Origin of the sequence: Terrirubrum flagellatum, assembly GCF_022059845.1 — a bacterium.
GTDB classification, from domain to species: Bacteria; Pseudomonadota; Alphaproteobacteria; order Rhizobiales; family Beijerinckiaceae; genus Terrirubrum; species Terrirubrum flagellatum.
Map to the genome: position 1 here is coordinate 3,605,149 of NZ_CP091851.1, position 16,880 is coordinate 3,622,028.

The 16,880-nt window shown below is 65.1% G+C and carries 16 protein-coding genes; 7 read left to right on the plus strand and 9 right to left on the minus strand.

Annotated elements, in window-relative coordinates:
* Window positions 1-2: 2 nt before the first annotated feature.
* Genes L8F45_RS17345 through L8F45_RS17360 form a run of 4 tightly spaced genes read left to right on the plus strand, consistent with a single transcriptional unit; the run spans window position 3 to window position 4,554 of the window.
* Window positions 3-1,778 (plus strand): acyl-CoA dehydrogenase family protein, encoded by a 1,776-nt coding sequence (locus tag L8F45_RS17345; RefSeq protein WP_342359124.1) that lies wholly within the window; start codon window positions 3-5, stop codon window positions 1,776-1,778.
* A gap of 5 nt (window positions 1,779-1,783) precedes the next feature.
* Window positions 1,784-2,650: an SDR family NAD(P)-dependent oxidoreductase gene (locus L8F45_RS17350; protein WP_342359125.1), complete on the plus strand. Its 867-nt coding sequence runs from the start codon at window positions 1,784-1,786 to the stop codon at window positions 2,648-2,650.
* Window positions 2,651-2,653: 3 nt separating this feature from the next.
* Window positions 2,654-3,517 (plus strand): SDR family oxidoreductase, encoded by an 864-nt coding sequence (locus L8F45_RS17355; RefSeq protein WP_342359126.1) that lies wholly within the window; start codon window positions 2,654-2,656, stop codon window positions 3,515-3,517.
* Between the two features lie 38 nt (window positions 3,518-3,555).
* Window positions 3,556-4,554: a magnesium transporter CorA family protein gene (locus L8F45_RS17360; RefSeq protein WP_342359127.1), complete on the plus strand. Its 999-nt coding sequence runs from the start codon at window positions 3,556-3,558 to the stop codon at window positions 4,552-4,554.
* A 6-nt stretch (window positions 4,555-4,560) separates the two neighbouring features.
* Here the strand turns inward: L8F45_RS17360 and L8F45_RS17365 are convergent, their stop codons facing one another.
* Window positions 4,561-5,016, minus strand: coding sequence for a hypothetical protein (locus L8F45_RS17365; protein ID WP_342359128.1), 456 nt, complete (start codon window positions 5,014-5,016; stop codon window positions 4,561-4,563).
* Window positions 5,017-5,090: 74 nt separating this feature from the next.
* Between L8F45_RS17365 and L8F45_RS17370 the strand changes: the two genes are divergently transcribed.
* On the plus strand, window positions 5,091-5,858 hold the full coding sequence (locus L8F45_RS17370; protein ID WP_342359129.1) for an SOS response-associated peptidase: 768 nt from the start codon (window positions 5,091-5,093) through the stop codon (window positions 5,856-5,858).
* Between the two features lie 110 nt (window positions 5,859-5,968).
* On the opposite strand, the gene L8F45_RS17375 is transcribed toward L8F45_RS17370, so the two are convergent.
* Genes L8F45_RS17375 through L8F45_RS17395 form a run of 5 tightly spaced genes read right to left on the minus strand, consistent with a single transcriptional unit; the run spans window position 5,969 to window position 10,312 of the window.
* Entirely contained in the window at window positions 5,969-6,502 is a 534-nt protein-coding gene (locus L8F45_RS17375) for a tyrosine phosphatase family protein (protein ID WP_342359130.1), read from the minus strand.
* 16 nt (window positions 6,503-6,518) lie between these two features.
* On the minus strand, window positions 6,519-6,965 hold the full coding sequence (locus tag L8F45_RS17380; RefSeq protein WP_342359131.1) for a GNAT family N-acetyltransferase: 447 nt from the start codon (window positions 6,963-6,965) through the stop codon (window positions 6,519-6,521).
* A complete protein-coding gene (locus L8F45_RS17385) occupies window positions 6,962-7,786 on the minus strand; it encodes an ABC transporter permease (protein ID WP_342359132.1) in 825 nt (274 codons plus the stop codon). Before L8F45_RS17385 ends, L8F45_RS17380 begins: the two co-directional genes overlap by 4 nt.
* Before the next feature lie 5 nt (window positions 7,787-7,791).
* A complete protein-coding gene (locus L8F45_RS17390; RefSeq protein ID WP_342359133.1) occupies window positions 7,792-8,742 on the minus strand; it encodes an ABC transporter permease in 951 nt (316 codons plus the stop codon).
* 58 nt (window positions 8,743-8,800) lie between these two features.
* Window positions 8,801-10,312, minus strand: a complete 1,512-nt coding sequence (locus L8F45_RS17395) for an ABC transporter substrate-binding protein (protein WP_342359134.1) — start codon at window positions 10,310-10,312, stop codon at window positions 8,801-8,803.
* 68 nt (window positions 10,313-10,380) lie between these two features.
* Here L8F45_RS17395 and L8F45_RS17400 point away from each other — a divergent pair, with 68 nt between their 5' ends.
* Both L8F45_RS17400 and L8F45_RS17405 read left to right on the plus strand, forming a co-directional pair.
* The gene (locus L8F45_RS17400; RefSeq protein WP_342359135.1) at window positions 10,381-11,475 is read left to right on the plus strand and encodes an anhydro-N-acetylmuramic acid kinase; all 1,095 of its coding nucleotides are present in this window, start codon (window positions 10,381-10,383) and stop codon (window positions 11,473-11,475) included.
* On the plus strand, window positions 11,472-12,494 hold the full coding sequence (locus L8F45_RS17405) for a serine hydrolase domain-containing protein (RefSeq protein ID WP_342359136.1): 1,023 nt from the start codon (window positions 11,472-11,474) through the stop codon (window positions 12,492-12,494). The genes L8F45_RS17400 and L8F45_RS17405 overlap by 4 nt, the downstream gene beginning before the upstream one ends.
* Here the strand turns inward: L8F45_RS17405 and L8F45_RS17410 are convergent.
* From L8F45_RS17410 to L8F45_RS17420, 3 genes are all read right to left on the minus strand, one after another.
* Entirely contained in the window at window positions 12,491-13,402 is a 912-nt protein-coding gene (locus L8F45_RS17410; RefSeq protein WP_342359137.1) for a DMT family transporter, read from the minus strand. The two genes, L8F45_RS17405 and L8F45_RS17410, sit on opposite strands and share 4 nt — an antisense overlap.
* Before the next feature lie 96 nt (window positions 13,403-13,498).
* Window positions 13,499-14,416: an N-acetylmuramic acid 6-phosphate etherase gene (locus tag L8F45_RS17415; RefSeq protein ID WP_342363480.1), complete on the minus strand. Its 918-nt coding sequence runs from the start codon at window positions 14,414-14,416 to the stop codon at window positions 13,499-13,501.
* Window positions 14,417-14,526: 110 nt separating this feature from the next.
* On the minus strand, window positions 14,527-16,875 hold the full coding sequence (locus tag L8F45_RS17420; RefSeq protein WP_342359138.1) for a penicillin acylase family protein: 2,349 nt from the start codon (window positions 16,873-16,875) through the stop codon (window positions 14,527-14,529).
* Between the last annotated feature and the right edge of the window lie 5 nt (window positions 16,876-16,880).

Consider the following 16,880-nt stretch of genomic DNA (forward strand, 5'->3'; position numbering starts at 1 on the left):
GCATGAGCTATCGCGCGCCCGTCGCCGACATCGCGCTTGCGCTGCGCGCCGCCGGCGGCCTCGATCAAGCCATTGCATCCGGTCTCTATGGCGATCTCGCAGCCAGCGATGTCGACGCCATCCTCGAAGAAGCCGCGAAAATGGCGGACGAGGTGCTGGCGCCTCTCAATCGGGTCGGCGATCAGGTGGGCGCCAAATATGTCGATGGCGGCGTCGTCACCGCGCCCGGCTGGAAAGAGGCTTACAAGGCCTGGACCGAGGCCGGCTGGAATGCGCTGACCGGCCCCGTCGAATATGGCGGCCAGGGCCTGCCGATCCTGCTCGGCTGCGCCGTCGCGGAAATGTGGCAATCCGCCAACATGGCGTTCGGGCTTGCGCCCTTGCTTACGGCGGGCGCCATCGAGGCGCTTGCGGCGCACGGCTCCGACAAATTGAGGAACGCCTATCTCGCCAAGCTCATCTCGGGCGAATGGACCGGCACGATGAATCTGACGGAGCCGCAGGCGGGCTCCGATCTCGCGCTGCTGCGCTCGCGCGCCGAACGCGCGGACGATGGAAGCTATCGCATCACCGGCCAGAAAATCTTCATCACCTATGGCGATCACGACATGACGGAGAATATCTGCCATCTCGTGCTCGCGCGATTGCCTGACGCGCCGCCGGGCGTGAAAGGCATCTCGCTTTTCCTTGCGCCGAAATTCCTGCCCGACGCGCAGGGCAATTTCACCGTCGCCAATGATCTCAGGGCGTCGGCGATCGAGCATAAGCTTGGCATCCATGGCTCGCCCACCTGCACGATGATCTTCGGCGACAAGGGCGGCGCCACGGGATTCCTCATCGGCGAGGAAAATCGCGGCCTCGCCTGCATGTTCACAATGATGAACAATGCGCGGCTTTCCGTGGGATTGCAGGGCGTCGCCATCGCCGAGCGCGCGACGCAGCAGGCGCTGGCCTTCGCGCATGAGCGCAAACAGGGCCGCGCGCCAACTGCAGCCAACAGCGGCGCGAGCCCGATCATCGAACACCCCGACGTGCAGCGCATGCTGCTCACCATGCGCGCCTCGACCCGCGCCGCGCGCGCCATCTGCTTCATGACCGCGGCGGCGCTCGATCGCGCGCATCTCGCGACGGACGCGGATGAACGCAGGAAGGCGGCTGAGCGCGCCGCGCTGTTGACGCCGATCGCCAAGGGCTGGTCGACCGATATTGGCGTCGAGATGGCGTCGCTTGGCGTGCAGACCCATGGCGGCATGGGCTTCGTCGAAGAAACCGGCGCGGCGCAGCATTATCGCGACGCGCGCATCGCGCCGATCTATGAAGGCACCAACGGCATTCAGGCGATCGATCTCGTGACGCGCAAATTGCCGCTCTCCGGCGGCGACGCGGTGAAAGCTGTCATCGCGGAGATCAAGCGAACGGCGGAAGATGTGACTCGGCGCAACGCGCCGGAGTTCGGCCGCATGGGCGAACGCCTGAAGGAGGCGGCCGGCGCGCTCGAACGCGCGACGCAGCATCTGCTTTCAAAGCTCGGCGGCGATGCAGGCGATGCGCTCGCTGGCGCCGCGCCCTATCAGCGCATGTTCGGCCTGACGCTCGGCGCCACGGGGCTTGCGCGCGAGGCGCTGTTGTCGTCATCCGGTGACGCCGCCGGCCAGGGCCGCATCGCGACGGCGAGATTCTTCGCGCAGAATCTGTTGCCTGTCGTCAACGGCCTCGAGACCGATGTGGTCGAGGGCGGCGGTTTCATCGCCGACGCCGCCGTCGCGCTCGCGGGCTGAAACAGGTGGAGAAAGCGCTCGCCGGCCGCATCTGTCTCGTCGCCGGCGCGTCGCGCGGAATAGGTCGCGGCGTCGCGCAGGCGCTGGGCGATGCCGGCGCGACCGTGATCGTCACTGCGCGATCGAGCGAAGTCTCTCGACGCACCGACAGCCGACCGGAAACCATCGAGGATACGGCGCGGCTCGTGGATGAAGCCGGCGGCCGCGGCTTTCACTATGTCTGCGATCACACGAGCGAGCGCGAAGTCGATCAGCTCGCGGCGTGGGCGCTGCGCCGCTTCGGCCGCATCGATCTTCTCGTCGGCTGCGTCTGGAGCGGCAATGAAGGCCTACGCGACGGGCGTTTTCCCGACGGATCGTCATGGGGAACGCCATTCTGGCGCAGGCCGACGGCGCTGCTCGGCTCCATGCTCGAAGGCGCGGTGCAGGCGCAGCTTCTGACTGCGCGGGCCGTCGCGCCGGCGATGGTCGCGGCGAAGAAGGGCCTCATCGTGCTGATCACTGCGGCCGATGACGGCGCCTATTTCGGCGATATCTTCTACGATCTCTCGAAGAGCGCCGCAGCGAGGCTCGCCTTCGGCATGGCGGAGGATCTGAAGCCATTCGGCGTCACGGCGCTGGCGCTGGCGCCGGGCCTTGCCCGCACCGAGCGCGTGATGGAGGCGGGTCTTGGCGATCAGGCGGCGGAGAGCCCGCTCTACGCCGGCCGCGCGATCGCCGCGCTCGCCTGCGATCACGAGATCGCAGGCTACGCCGGTGAGACGCTTTATGTCGCAGATCTCGCCGCGCGCTACGGCTTCACCGACATTGACGGCAGCCAGCCGCCACGCTTCAGACTGGCGATCAACAATCAATCCGGCGAAGGGAGCTGATCCATGTCGCTCAAGGGGAAGACGCTCTTCATCACCGGCGCCTCGCGGGGCATCGGCCTCGCCATCGGCCTGAAAGCCGCGCGCGACGGCGCGAATGTCACGATCGCCGCCAAGACGGCGGAGCCGCATCCGAAGCTGCCGGGCACGATCTACACCGCCGCTGAAGAGATCGAGAAAGCCGGTGGAAAAGCGCTGCCGCTGGTCGTCGACGTGCGCGACGAAGACACGGTGAAGGCCGCGATCGACAAGACGGCGGAAACGTTCGGCGGCCTCGACATCGTCGTCAATAACGCGTCCGCGATCCAGCTCACGCCGACGACGGCGACCGACATGAAGCGCTTCGATCTCATGCATCAGATCAATGCGCGCGGCACTTTCATGGTGTCGAAACATGCGATCGCGCATCTGGAGAAAGCGGCCAATCCGCATATTCTCACGCTGTCGCCGCCGCTCGACATGAAGACGAAATGGTTCGCCCCGCACACCGCCTATTCCATGGCGAAATATGGAATGAGCATGGTGGTGCTCGGATTATCGGGAGAGCTCAAGTCGAAAGCCATCGCCGTCAACGCGCTCTGGCCGCGCACGACGATCGCAACCGCCGCGGTCGAGTTCGCGATCAGCGCCGAACTGATGAAGGCATCGCGCACGCCCGAGATCATGGCGGATGCGGCCTACGCCATCTTCAACAAGTCGTCGCGCGCATTCACCGGCCAGTTCCTGATCGACGACACGTTCCTTGCGGGCGAAGGCGTGACCGATTTCGATCGTTACCGCGTCGATCCCGGCATAGCTCTGGCGCCTGATTTCTTCGTCCCCGACGACAGCGTTCCGCCGGTCAGCCTGAAGCCTGTCGCCAGATCGTAACAATCCTCAGCCAGAGCCCCGGAAGGGGTCATCCATTCATGATCATCGTCTATACGCCAAACGCGCGCGAGAAGGGCGGCGATCGCCCGGGCCTTGAGGCAAGAACTCTCGGTCCGGATGAACCGTTGCCGCAGAACTCGCTCTGGATCGATATGCTCGAACCGACGCGGGATGAGGATCACAAGGTCGAGCGCCATCTCGGCGTCGAGATCCCGACTCGCGAAGAGATGAGAGACATCGAGCCGTCGGAAATCATCTATGCCGAGGCGAACGCCCGCTATATGACGGCGCGCATCCTGTGCTCATCGGACAGCGCCGAGCCGTTGCTGGCGAACATATCGTTCATCCTGACGGAGCGCGCGCTGGTCACGGTGCGCTACGATCAGCCCAAATCATTTTCAATGTTCGCCGCGCGTTCGGTGAAGCCGGGAGGATGCGGGCCACAGCCTGAGTCGGTGCTTGACGGACTCATCGAGACCATCATCGACCGCGCCGCGGAAATTCTCGCCAATCTCGGTGGCGATATCGAGAAGCTCTCTCGTTCGGTCTTCGAGGAAGACCGGCGCAAGGAGGCGCGCGGCCCGTTCCTGCGCTCGGTGATCCGCACGCTCGGCCGCAAGGGCGACGTGATCTCGAATGTGCGCGAGAGCATGGTCTCGGTCGAACGCGTGCTGCTGTTCCTTTCGGCGGCGATGGCGCGGCCTCAGAAAGCGGCCGGTTTCCAGGCGGAATGGCGCACGGCCCTGCGCGACGTGCAGTCACTCGAAGAGCATGCGACTTTTCTTTCGAGCAAGATCCAGTTCCTGCTCGATGCGACGCTCGGCCTCGTGTCGCTCGAACAGAACGACATCATCAAGCTGTTCTCAGTCATGGCGGTGGTGCTGATGCCGCCGACGCTGATCGCATCGATCTACGGCATGAATTTCAAGCAGATGCCAGAGCTTGAATGGGCTTTCGGCTATCCCATGGCGATCGTGCTGATGGTGATCTGCGGCGTGTTGCCATTCTTCTTCTTCCGCTGGAAGCGCTGGCTCTAAAATTCCTTACGCCGCTGCGGCCAGCAGCGCGTCAATCTCGGACTGGATATCGACGCCCGTGCGATCGATTTCCGCGTCCGATTTGTGCGAGATGATCGCAGCCAGGCGGCAGATGTGCGCGCGCATGGCGCAGCAGCCGAGATGGACGATTCCGGAGAGCCGCGAATTCGACGTCATGGGATCGCGCAGAATTTCGACGATGGTCTGACCAAGACGATTGGCGGCTGCTGACGTTTCGTCGAATCGTTGACGCCGCGCCGAAGCAAGCTGCTCATAGTTCCGACGCAGACTGGCGGGATCGCCGATGCCAACGCGATCGACATGCTGGAGATAGGTGCGCGGCGCCCAGCCCCTGGCGTCATCGATCGCCTCGGGCATGTCAGGCAGCATTTCGAGCAGCATGACGAGCTCCCCGAAATGATTGAGGTAGTCGGTCGTGAGGGAGGGGGGATCGGAAATCATGTCGCTGCGGCAATTTCGCGGAATCTGACGCACGATCATTGACGGTCGGTAAATCTTGCCTACCGAGTTCACGCATGTGTGGACGTTTCGCCCTGACTTTGCCGCCTGAAGCGGTGCGCGAACTCATGGGCTACATCGATCAGCCCAACTTTCCGCCACGCTACAACATTGCGCCGACACAACCTGTGCCTGTGGTGACGCTGGACGCCGGCGCGCGGCGCTTCGTCTTGATGCGATGGGGCTTTCTGCCCTCCTGGGTGAAGGACCCGAAGGACTTTCCGCTCGTGTTCAACATCCGCTCGGAGAGCGCGGCGGAGAAGCCGGCGTTCCGTAACGCCTTGAAAAGGCGACGCGCAATCATGCCTGCGGACGCATTCTATGAATGGAAGAAAGAGGGGAAACAATCGGTCCCGTTCCTGATCCGCAAGCCTGGCGGAGGCGGATTCGGCTTCGCTGCTCTTTGGGAAACCTATTCGGCGCCGGACGGTTCGGAGATCGATACAGTCGCCATTCTCACGACGTCGGCGAATGCGACGACCGCGCCAATCCATCCGCGGTCGCCGGTCATCCTTCAACCCGAGCAATATTCGCTCTGGCTCGATCCGGAGACGCCGGCCGGCGCCGCGCAGGCGCTGCTGCGCCCGCCGCCGACGGATTTTCTCGAGGCTGTCCCGATCGGCGCCGAGATCAACAAGGTCGCCAACGACAATCCTGACGTGCAGCGGCCGGCCGCCCCGGACGAACTATGGGCGCCGCCTTCCACGTCGAGGCGCGCGCCGCGCCCGGCTCCTGCGGCGAAAGGTCCCAAGGCGCCGCCCGACGACCAGGGCTCGCTGTTCTAGATCACGCCGCACTTTGATTTAATCAATCAAAGTGCGGGAACGTGATCGATTCCAGAAGTTTAGAGCATGGCTCCTGCGAAAAACCGGTTCCCACTTTTTCGCGCCATGCTCTAGCCGCGGCTGATCGGCGGCAGGTCGAGGCGAAAGGGAACGCCCGTGAAGGCCTCCGCGCCGCGGCCAATGGCGGCGATCGCCTTCACCATCCGGCCGCGCCGCCCCAACAGACGATCCGCCAGTTCGACCAGATGGGGATTCGGCGTCGCGGTCGGCGACAGCTCCCGGATCAGGCGCGCCCACATCTCCTCCGGCGTCTCCGGCGCAAGCATGCACGCGCCGATGAAGGCCGCGGCGGTCGAGCGGCTGACCCCCGCCCAGCAATGGATGACGATCGGCTTCTCGCGCTTCCGCCCCCAGCCTTCGATGAAGGCGAGGAGTTCGGCCACATGGCTCTCTCCGGCGAGAACATGACCGTCGAGCGCGGCAGTGATGTCGGACACGCCGAGGAAGAGATGCCGCTCCGGCGAGATGTCCGCAGGCCGCTCCACCGGCGTCGCTGAATTGATCAGGCTCGCAATATGGCTTGCGCCCGTCCTGCGCACAGTCTCCGGCAGCAGCGCCAGCGAACAGACATGGATCGACGGCATCGATCAGGCTCCGAACTCAAGGCGCAGGCGGCTTTTCATAGCCCACGAAGGCGCGCACGCGGCCGGCAAATTCACGCTCATACCGATCCGCCAGCCGCCATCCCTGCCTTTCGTAGAAGGCGCGCGCGGCGACATTGTCGCGAAAACATTCAAGCGTGCGGCAGCCTCTCGCCTCCGCGTTGCGCAGCAAAGCGGCGCCAACGCCTGCGCCGACCGAAACGGGATCGACGAAGAGCATGTCGAGATGTCCGTTCGTGACAAGCGACAGGCCGAGAATGGCGTCGCCTTCGACAGCGATGCGCATGTGCGGCCAGCTTTCGGCGAAGCGCGTCTCGAAGAACGCGACATCGCGTTGCGCCAGCGCTTCGGGTTCGAGAATATCGCTGAAGCCCGCGACGTAGGAGCGCGCCATCACGCGCGCCATCGCAGGAATGTCCCGCTCTTCAGCTTCGCGAATGATCACGGACCGCCCCTGAGGCGCGGATCGAGCCGGTCGCGCAGCGCGTCGCCCAGCAGGTTGAAGCCGAACGACAACAGCAGGATCGCCAACCCCGCGAAGATCGCGCTCCATGGCGACAAGGTGAGAAAGTTGCGGCCTTCCGCCAGCATCAATCCCAGCGATGGATAAGGCGGCTGCGATCCCAGCCCGAGAAAGGACAACGACGCCTCCACCAGAATCGCGGAAGACAGCATCAGGGCCGTCTGCGCGATGATGACGCTGGCGAGATTGGGCAGGACATGGCGCAGAAGAATGCGCGCGTCGCTGCAGCCGACGGTGCGCGCGGCGACAACATATTCGCTCTCGATCACCACCATGGCCGCGGCGCGCACGAGCCGCGCAAAGATCGGGGTATAGACGATCGCAATGGCGATCGCCGCGCTCGACGCCTGCGGCCCCAGCATCGCGACGACGCCGATCGCGAGCAACATCACGGGAAAGGCGAACACCGCATCCATGCAGCGCATGACGATGCGCTCGAACCAGCCGCGATAGAAGGCCGCCAGCAATCCAAACGCGCCCCCAGCGACCAGCGCCGCGAGCACCGAGCTCAGCGACACCGCGAGCGACGTGCGATAGCCGAAGATGATGCGCGAGAGCACGTCGCGGCCGAGCTGATCGGCGCCGAGCCAGTTCAACTCGCTCGGGCCTTTGAGTCGCGCGATGATATTCTGCGCCAGCGGATCCTGCGGCGCGATCAGCGGCGCTGCGATCGCCGCGACCACATGCAGCAGGACGAGCGCAGCCGCGAAGTTCAGCGTGAAGTCGCGCCAGATGCGGTTCATCGCCCTCAGCCCCGCAGCTTCGGATCGATCACGACATAGAGCATGTCGATGATCGCGTTGACGACGACGAAGACGGTGGTGACGACAAGGATCGAAGCCTGCACCAGGGGATAATTGCGCTCGGAGATGGCGCCGAGAATCAGACGCCCCATGCCGGGGATAGCGAAGACCTGTTCAACCACGATCGCGCCGCCGAGGAGATAGCCGGCCATCACGCCGAGACTGGTCACAAACGGGATGAGCGCATTGCGCAGCGCGTGCCTGTAGACGACGACATTTTCGCTCAGGCCCTTGGCGCGCGCGGTGCGGACATAATCCTGCGCCAGCGCATCGAGCATGGCGCTGCGGACGAGCCGCGAGAGCTGCGCGAGAATGGGAAAGCCGAGCGCGAAGGCCGGCAGGATCATGCGTCCGAGATTGCCGAGCGGATCTTCAAAAAACGGCGTGTAGCCGAGCGCCTGCAAATTGGGCGCGATCGCCGCAAACAGCAGGATCAGAATGATGCCGAGCCAGAAGGACGGCGTCGTCAGGCCAACCACCGTCACCACGCGCAAGATTGAATCGGCGCGGCGGCCGCGCCATTTCGCCATCAGCACGCCCGCGGGAATCGACAGTCCCGCGCCGATGATCAGGGACAGGAAAGACAATTCGAGAGTCGGCGCGGCGTGCGCCGCGATCTCCGTGATGACGGGCCGCCCCGTCCAGATCGAGACGCCGAGATCGCCGTGCAGCGCAGCCCCGGCCCAGCGGAGATATTGCTCGATGATCGGCAGATCGAGGCCAAGCCGACCGCGCAGTTCGGCGATGCGATCCGGCGTCACCTCGGTGTTCGCGCCGAGCATGATCGCGACGGCGTCGCCCGGAATGAGCCTGATCATCAGGAAGACGATCAGCGACACGCCGAACAGGACGAAGGCGAGTTCGACGAGCCGGGACAGAATGAGACGTGGAAGCACGGAATTTCACGCGCGGCCAGAGGCCGCGCGCGCCTTGAAAAATCAGATCAACGCCGGCTCACTTGCCGGCGCTGGCGTTCTTGAGGCCCATCAGCGAGCGGTTCGCAAGCATCTCGAAGCCCTGCACATTGCTGCGCAGCGCCGTGAAAAGCTGGCCGTAGGTCAGATGGGCGATCGGGCCGGAGCAGGCGAGAATCGACTGCGCGTCCGCATACATCTTCTTGCGCGCCGCCTGATCGAGCGTCGCCCGCGCGTCATCGAGAATCTTGTCGAGCGACGGGTTCGAATATTTGAACACATTGGTCGATCCGCCGGTGCGGAAGGTGCGGTAGAAATAATCGTCGGGGTCGACGCTGCCGGCGTTGGTCGAAGCGAACATGTCGAAGTTGGAGTTGCGCCAGTCCTGCACGAACTGGCCGAGCTCCTGATTCTTCAGCTCGACCTTGAATCCGGCCTTGGCGAGTTGCGCCTGCACCACCTGCGCGATGTCCTTGATGTCCTGACGCGGCAGCACATTCATCGTCACCGCGATCGGAGTCGCGACGCCCGCCTCCTTCAGGAGCGCCTGCGCTTTCGCGGGATCATAGGCGTAGCAGGGGAACTGCTTCACGTCGGTCGCCCACTCCTTCAGCGCCGGCGAGAGAGGTCCGCCGGGAACGCCGGCGCCGAACAGGGCCGCCTGCACGATCTCGGCGCGGTTGATGCCGTAATTCACGGCTTCGCGCACCTTGGGATTGTCGAAAGGCGGCTTCGACGTATTGAGGCCAATGAGCGTGTAGGCGAGCTCCAGCGTCTCCTCGAGCTTGACGTTCGGCTTGCCTTTCACCTGCAGCGCGGTCGCCGCGTCGATATTCGGCAGCATGGAATAAGTGCCGCTGGAGATGCCGACCTGACGCGTCGCCGATTCCGGAACGATGTTGAATTTCAGGCCATCGAGCTTCGGCAGGCCTGCGCTCCAGTAACCCGCATGCTTCGCGAGCTTCACATAACCGTTCGGCTGCCACTCCTCGAACTTGAACGGGCCGGTGCCGACCGGCTGCTTCTGCAATCCATCCTTGTCGGTCTCAAAACTCTTCGGAACGATCGCGATCGTCGCCAGCGACGAGAGCAGCGGCGCCGACGGCTCCTTCAACTTCATCTCGACCGTCGTCGCATCCGGCGCCGAGATCGAATCGATCGCGGCGACGCGGCTCGCCAGCGGTGAAGCGATCTCCTTCGCCAGCACGCGCTTGATCGAGCTGACCACGTCGGCGGAATCCATCTTCGCGCCGTTGTGGAAGGTCACATTGCCGCGGACCTTGAAGGTGTAGGTCTTGCCGTCAGGCGCCACGGTCCAGGATTCCGCCAGCGCGGGACCGACGCGCAGGCTTGAATCCACCGCGGTCAATCCTTCGTAGATCGTGCCGTTGACGATGGCGAAGGTGGAGAAGGCGGTCGCGAGATGCGGGTCGAGGCCGACAGGCGATTGATCAAAGCCGATCTCGAGGAGCTGGGCCTTGACCAAAGCCGGCGTTGCCGCCGAGGCGAACAAGGCGCCGGCCATTAGGGCTGCGCGGGCAAGCGAACGCATATTGGACCTCCGTCGAACTTTTCCCGATACTATCGAACCCGCAGGGCGAGTCACGAGGCGAGACATCCATGAACACGGCGATCCGGCGCGCGATTGGCGTGATCTCCGGCACATCCATGGACGGCATCGACGTCTCCGTGGTGGAGACCGACGGCGACCGTGTCGTGAAGCCCGGGCCGGGGCGTACTTTCCCCTATCCAAACGCGTTGCGGCGCGACCTTCTCGATCTGATCGCGAATCCGGAACGGGCGCGCCATGACGAGTTGCGGATCCTGGACAAGGCGGTGACCGACGCCCATGCCGGCGCGGTGAAGTCCTTCATGCAGGAGCAGGGTTTTACGCCGTCCGACGTGGCGCTGGTCGGACTGCATGGCCAGACCGTGCTGCACCGCCCGGAAGAGCGATTCACGCGCCAGCTCGGCGACGGGGCGGACGCCGCGCGTCAGCTCGGCGTCGACACGGTCAGCCGTTTCCGCCACGCCGATGTGGCCGCGGGCGGTGAAGGCGCGCCTTTCGCGCCGCTCTACCATCGCGCGCTTGCCGGCGAGTTGCCGGGGCCGCTGATGGTTCTGAACTGGGGCGGCGTCGGCAACGTCACTTTCATCGACGGCGACGAGGTCGTGGCGTTCGACACCGGTCCGGCGAACGCGCTCATCGACGACTGGATCCTGAAAACGCGCGGCGTCCCCTATGACGCGGACGGCGCGCTGTGCGCCAGCGGAACGCCGGACATGAAGAAGGTCGCAGCGATGATGGAGAACCCCTTCTTTAACCGGCCGCCGCCAAAGTCGCTCGACCGCAATGATTTCCATCGCCGCGCGCAGATCGTCGAGGGAATGAGCGACGCAGACGGCGCGGCGACCCTGGCCGCCTTCACCGTCGAAGCCACCGCCGCTGCGCTGCAGCATGTGAAACGCCCGGCGATCCGCTGGCTCGTCACCGGCGGGGGACGGCTGAACGCCTTCCTGATGAGCGCGCTGGCGAAACGGGTGTGCGTTCCAGTCGAACCAGTCGAGGCGGTCGGCTGGAACGGCGACTTCATCGAGGCGCAATGTTTCGGCTACCTCGCCGTGCGCTCGACGCGCGGGCTTCCGCTCAGCCTGCCGACCACGACGGGCGTACCGCGCCCGATGACCGGCGGCGAACTGGCGCGCGCCGCGTGAGGCTCGAACAGATCGCAGCGACGGCGTTCGAACCGGTCGCAGATATCCTCGCGGCGAAGCGCATTCCCGGCGCCGTGCTCGGCGTCGTGAACGCCGCCGGCGAGCGCGCCATCAAACTCGACGGCGCCGCGCAGCTCGATCCGGAATTCGCAGCGATGACGCGCGCGACCGTATTCGATCTTGCATCGCTTACGAAGGTCATCTTCACCACGACGCGCATCCTGCGCCTTGTCGAGCAGGGCCGCATCGGGCTCGATCAGAAGCTCAGCGAACTCATTCCTGATCTCAGGCAATATGATCCCGCGGCGGCGGAGCGCGCGCTGACCGTGCGCCAGTGCCTGACGCACCAGACGTTCCTGCCCGCGGTCGAGCCGCTTTACACCTATGCGCCGCACGATCCGCAGACGCTGCGCACTTTCGTCCTGCAACGCGTCTGGAAGCAGGGTCCGCCTGTCTATTCCGACATCAACTTCATTCTGCTGGGCATCGCGATCGAGCGCGTCAGCGGCTCGGCGCTGATCGATCAACCGCTCGATCCCGGATTCACCTTCAGGCCCGATCCGAACGCATGCGCCGCAACCGAACGCTGTCCGTGGCGCGGCCGCGTCATGCGCGGCGAAGTCCATGATGAAAACGCCTTCGCGCTCGGCGGCGCGTCAGGCCACGCCGGCCTGTTCGGCCCCATCGACGCGGTGCTGGATTTCGCCGCGGCGTTGCTGAGCGGCAAATTGATGAAGCCGGAAACGATCGCCTTGTTGCGCAAACGCGAAGCGCCGCAGCGCACGCTCGGCTGGGAGATGAAATACGAGATGTGGTCAGGCGGCGCGCTCTGTTCGGACGATGCGATCGGCCATACCGGCTTCACCGGCGTCGGTCTCTGGATCGATTTCCGGCGCGGCCTCGCCTGGTCGCTGCTGACCAACCGCGTCCATGCGACACGACATTTCGATTCAGGAATCATTCCGCTGCGCCGCGCAGTGGGCGAACGCGTCATCCAATCCTTCGATTCTCAGAATTAGGCGCGCCGCAGCAGGAAACAGGCGCCGATGATCATCGCGGCGCCGATCATCATTGCGATCGACGGAATTTCGCCGAACCAGATCAGACCGATCAGGGCCGCCCAGACGAAGCTCGAATATTCGAGCGGCGCGAGGCGGCTGGCTTCGGCGCGCGCATAGGCCTGCGCCATGGCGAGATGGCCGAGAACGCTGCAAAGGCCGATGAACAGCATCGCGGGAACGTCCGCCAGCGCCACCGGCCTCCAGAGTCGCGCGATCTCCGAACCCGGCGCGACAAGCGGCGCCAGCGCGAACAATCCGCCGAGCACGATTGCCGGCGTCAGACTCTGAAACAGCACGATGGTGATCGGCGGATCAGACAGCGCCTGACGCCGGAGAAAGACGAGGACGAAGGCGTAGCACACGGCCGACCCCAACGCCGCGAGCGCGCCTTCGAGATGACCGGGTTTCGCGCCGGAGAGATCGACGCCGCCGATCGCGATGATGACGCCGATGAAACCAATCGCGAGCGACAATGCGATGCGCCCGCCCGGACGTTCGCCCAGCATCGGCATCGCCGCGAGCGCGGCGAGGATCGGCGCCATGTAGGACAGCGCGAACACCTCCGTCAGCGGCGCCTTCGCCATGGCGTGGATGAAAAGCGCCGACGCGATGAGAAACAGACCGCCGCGCTGCAAATTGCCAATGACGCTGCGGCGCGTGGGCTTCGGCGCGCCAAACGCGAAGAACAGCATCGCGCTGAATACGGCGCTCGGCGCAAAACGCAGGAAGGTGACCTGCGTCGATGTATAGCGCGTCGTCAGGTCTTTCAGCGCGCCGTCCATGGCGCAAAGAGTCGCGACGGCGAGCAGCGCCATCGCCATCGGCGGAACGCGAATCAGCTTTTGTGAAATCAGCAGCGTCGACACGCACGCCGCTTCGCATCCGGGCGCGACCGGCGCAAGCGATGATCAGGCGTGCGAGATTCGCATGCGCATGCTTACGGCGCGTGCTGCGCCGCAATATCAGCTTCCGTCGTCGAGATCGGGCAGCGCGCCCGACTCCGCCTCAAGCAGAGCAGCGCGCAGATGTCCGCCGTTGCGAGCGAGGATCGCAGCCGCCTCCTGCGCGGACACGCCTTTCGCGATCACACAGGCGAGTTTCAATTCGCCGTCGGCGGCTTCCAGCGCGCGCACGGCCTCGTCGCGCGGGCAACCTGAAATGCGCGCGACCATGTCGGCGCCGCGCCGGCGAAGCTTCGCGTTGGTCACGCGCATCTGCACCATCAGGCCGCCATGCACGCGGCCGAGGCGCACCATCAGCTCCGTCGAAAACAGATTGAGCGCGATCTTCTGCGCGGTGCCGGCCTTCATGCGCGTCGAGCCGGCAACGATCTCGGCGCCCGTATCGATCAGGACGGGAAATCGCGCGGCCGAGAGCAAAGGCGCGCCGGCGTTGTTGGCGATGCCGATCGTCACCGCGCCGCGCTCGCGCGCCTCTTTCACGCCGGCGACCGTGTAAGGAGTGCCGCCGCTCGCGGCGATCCCGATCACCACATCGTCGCGGCCGACCGCATGTTCGGCCATCCATCGCCGCGCCGCATCCTCGTCATCCTCCGCGTTCTCGACGCTGGCGAATATGGCGTCGCGACCGCCGGCCATGGCGAAGAGCGCTCGCTCGCGCGGCCAGGAGAAGGTGGGATAAAGCTCGGAGCTGTCGAGCACGCCGAGGCGGCCCGACGTGCCGGCGCCGACATAGATCAGGCGGCCCTCATCGCCGGAGAGCGGGCGCACCGCCGCCTCGACCGCCGCTTCAAGTTGCGGCAGCGCCGGGCGAACGGCGGCCACCGCCGCAAGCTGCCCCTCGAACATGGCGGTCAAGCCATCGATCGCGGGCCAGGCGTCAAGATCGCGATAGCGGGGGCTGACGTCTTCGGTGCGCATCTTTGACGGCTGCGTCGCGTCGCGGGAATCGCTCGCTCGGGGCGCGGCACGATCATCGCCGCCGCCCGACGTGACAAGCCCATCGCCCGATCGCGCCGAGCGGCGAACCATCAGGCCGGCCTCAGGCGCCAGACGAATTCGGTCGCGGCGTCGATCGCTGCTGGGGAATACAACATGGGCGCATAATCGGACGCCGCCCACACCGGCGCAAGCTTGTCATAGTGACGCGACCGGGGATCGCCCGACTGGCCGGGCGCGTTGACGCACTGGCTGCGATCGAGATCGGCGAGATCGACGATCATCCGGAAAGAGGCGCCATGCATGACGCGGAAATCCGAGCCGCGATAGGAAGCGAGCTTCACGGTCTGGCCTGAACCGCCCATCGGCAGCGGACCGACATCAGGAACCCTGGCGCGCGCCTCGCCAGCGACCGCCGCCAGCGGATGCGAGAAACCGCCATGATGCAGCCGGCCCCATGACCAGGACGCGACATCATCTCCGAGCAGCGTCTTCGTCTCGCGCGTCGCCGCCGCGAGAGTCTCGATCAGCAGCCTGTCGCGCGCTCCGGCGTCATCACCGAAATAGCGCGCGGGATTTTCGAGCGCTGCGACGATGGCGCTGGCGTCGCCGGGAACGAGCAGCGAGGCGGCCTCGCCCGCTGCGCGGCGAAACAGCGCCGGCTTCAGATGCTTGGCCCACCAGATTTCGAACAGAGCCGCCGCCGCGCTGTCCGCCGCCAGCCGGCCATCAAAGCCGCGAAGGAGCGCGAGCGGAGCCTCCGCATCGCCGCCGGCCGACATCTTGCCGACAAGCGCGCACAAGCGACGCGCCGGCAGCGAGGTCTCGTCATTCTGGAGACGCTTCGCCTCATCGACGCCATGGCGCTCGCTTGCCGCGAAGGCCTCGATGATGCGATTGGCGCGCGCGCGATCATTCCAGTCGAAGCCGACCGGCTTCGCCTCATGCGGCCAATCGTCAGGCAGATTCATTTCATTCGCGGAAAACGCGTAGCCCGACGATGGATTGACGCGCTCGGGATATTCCGACGGCGGCAGGAAGCCTTGCCATTCGCAGCGCCCGTCGCCGGGCACCGGCAGCAATCCGTTCCAGCCGATGCGGCGCGGAATGCGGCCTCCTGGCATCCAGGCGATCGTTCCCTTCTGATCGGCGTAGAGATGATTGATCGACGGCGCCCCCCAGCGCGCATTGCCGGCTCGAAATTCATCGAGCGTGCGCGCGCGCATGATGCTCAACGATGCGAGATAGGGCGCGCTGCCAGGCTCGAACCAGACCGAACGCACGGCATAGGCGCGGCGCTTCTTCGCATCAGCCGCCGTCACCGGGCCGTGACGCGTGAAGCGCAGTTTCGCGATCTGATCAGGCGCGCCCTTGACCTTGATGACCTCTTCGACAACGCGCATGCGCTCCCATGCGCCTTCGTAACGATAGAGATCGGGATCGTCGGGATGCGTCTCATAGACATAGACGTCCTCGTGATCCGCGCCGAAGATCGTGAGGCCGAACGCGATGTCGCCATTGTGGCCCAATGAAATTCCGGGAACCGCAGGCTCCCCGGCGCCGATGGCGTCAAAGCCCGGCGCCGCGAGATGCACGATGTAACGCAACGACGGCAGACTGTGGGCGCGATGCGGATCGCTCGCCAGCAGCGGCTTGCCCGTGCCTGAACGCGACGCGCTCACCACCCAGTTGTTCGAGCCATGCCAGTTGATGTCCTCCATCACCTCGCTGAACTCGTTCACCTTGCGCCAGGCGCCGGCCTGATCGAGCGTCGCCGCGAGACGCTTCGGCGTGAAGGTCGCCTGCGCGGTTGCGAGTTTGATCGCATCGATCACATCGAGCGGAATATCGCCGAGCGGCAGATCATCGAATTTCGTCGGCTCGATGTGGGGTGTGACTTCGCGCCGGAGATCATCGACGCCGGCGCCGGCCTTCGCCGTCACATTCGCACGCACGACTTTCGAGACCGCCTGTCGCGACAGGCCGTGGCTGCGGATACGCACGATGTCTTCAGCCGCCCAGCGCGACGGTCTCGTCCCGACAATCGCGAATTCCGGCGGCAGCCGCTCCGGCTCCTTCTCGGTCAGCGCGATATAAGCGTTCACGCCGGCGGCGAAGCGCGCGCAGATTTTTTTTGCGTCGTCGGCATAGGCGCGCCATTCCGCGTCCATGTCGCCGCGATAGAGGAACATGCGCGCGGCGCGATCCTGTTCGAGATAGCCGGGGCCGAAATCCTCGGAGAGGCGGCCAAGCCCGCGCTTGCGCCAGATGTCGAGTTGCCAGAGGCGGTCGCGCGCCGCGTTGAAGCCCTGCGCGAACCAGAGATCATCCATGCTTTCGGCGCGGATGTGGCAAACGCCCCAGCGATCGATCGAGATCGACGCAGCGGCGGACAATCCGTCGACGACAAGGTCGTCGTTGCGGTCGAACGCGAACATCATAAGAG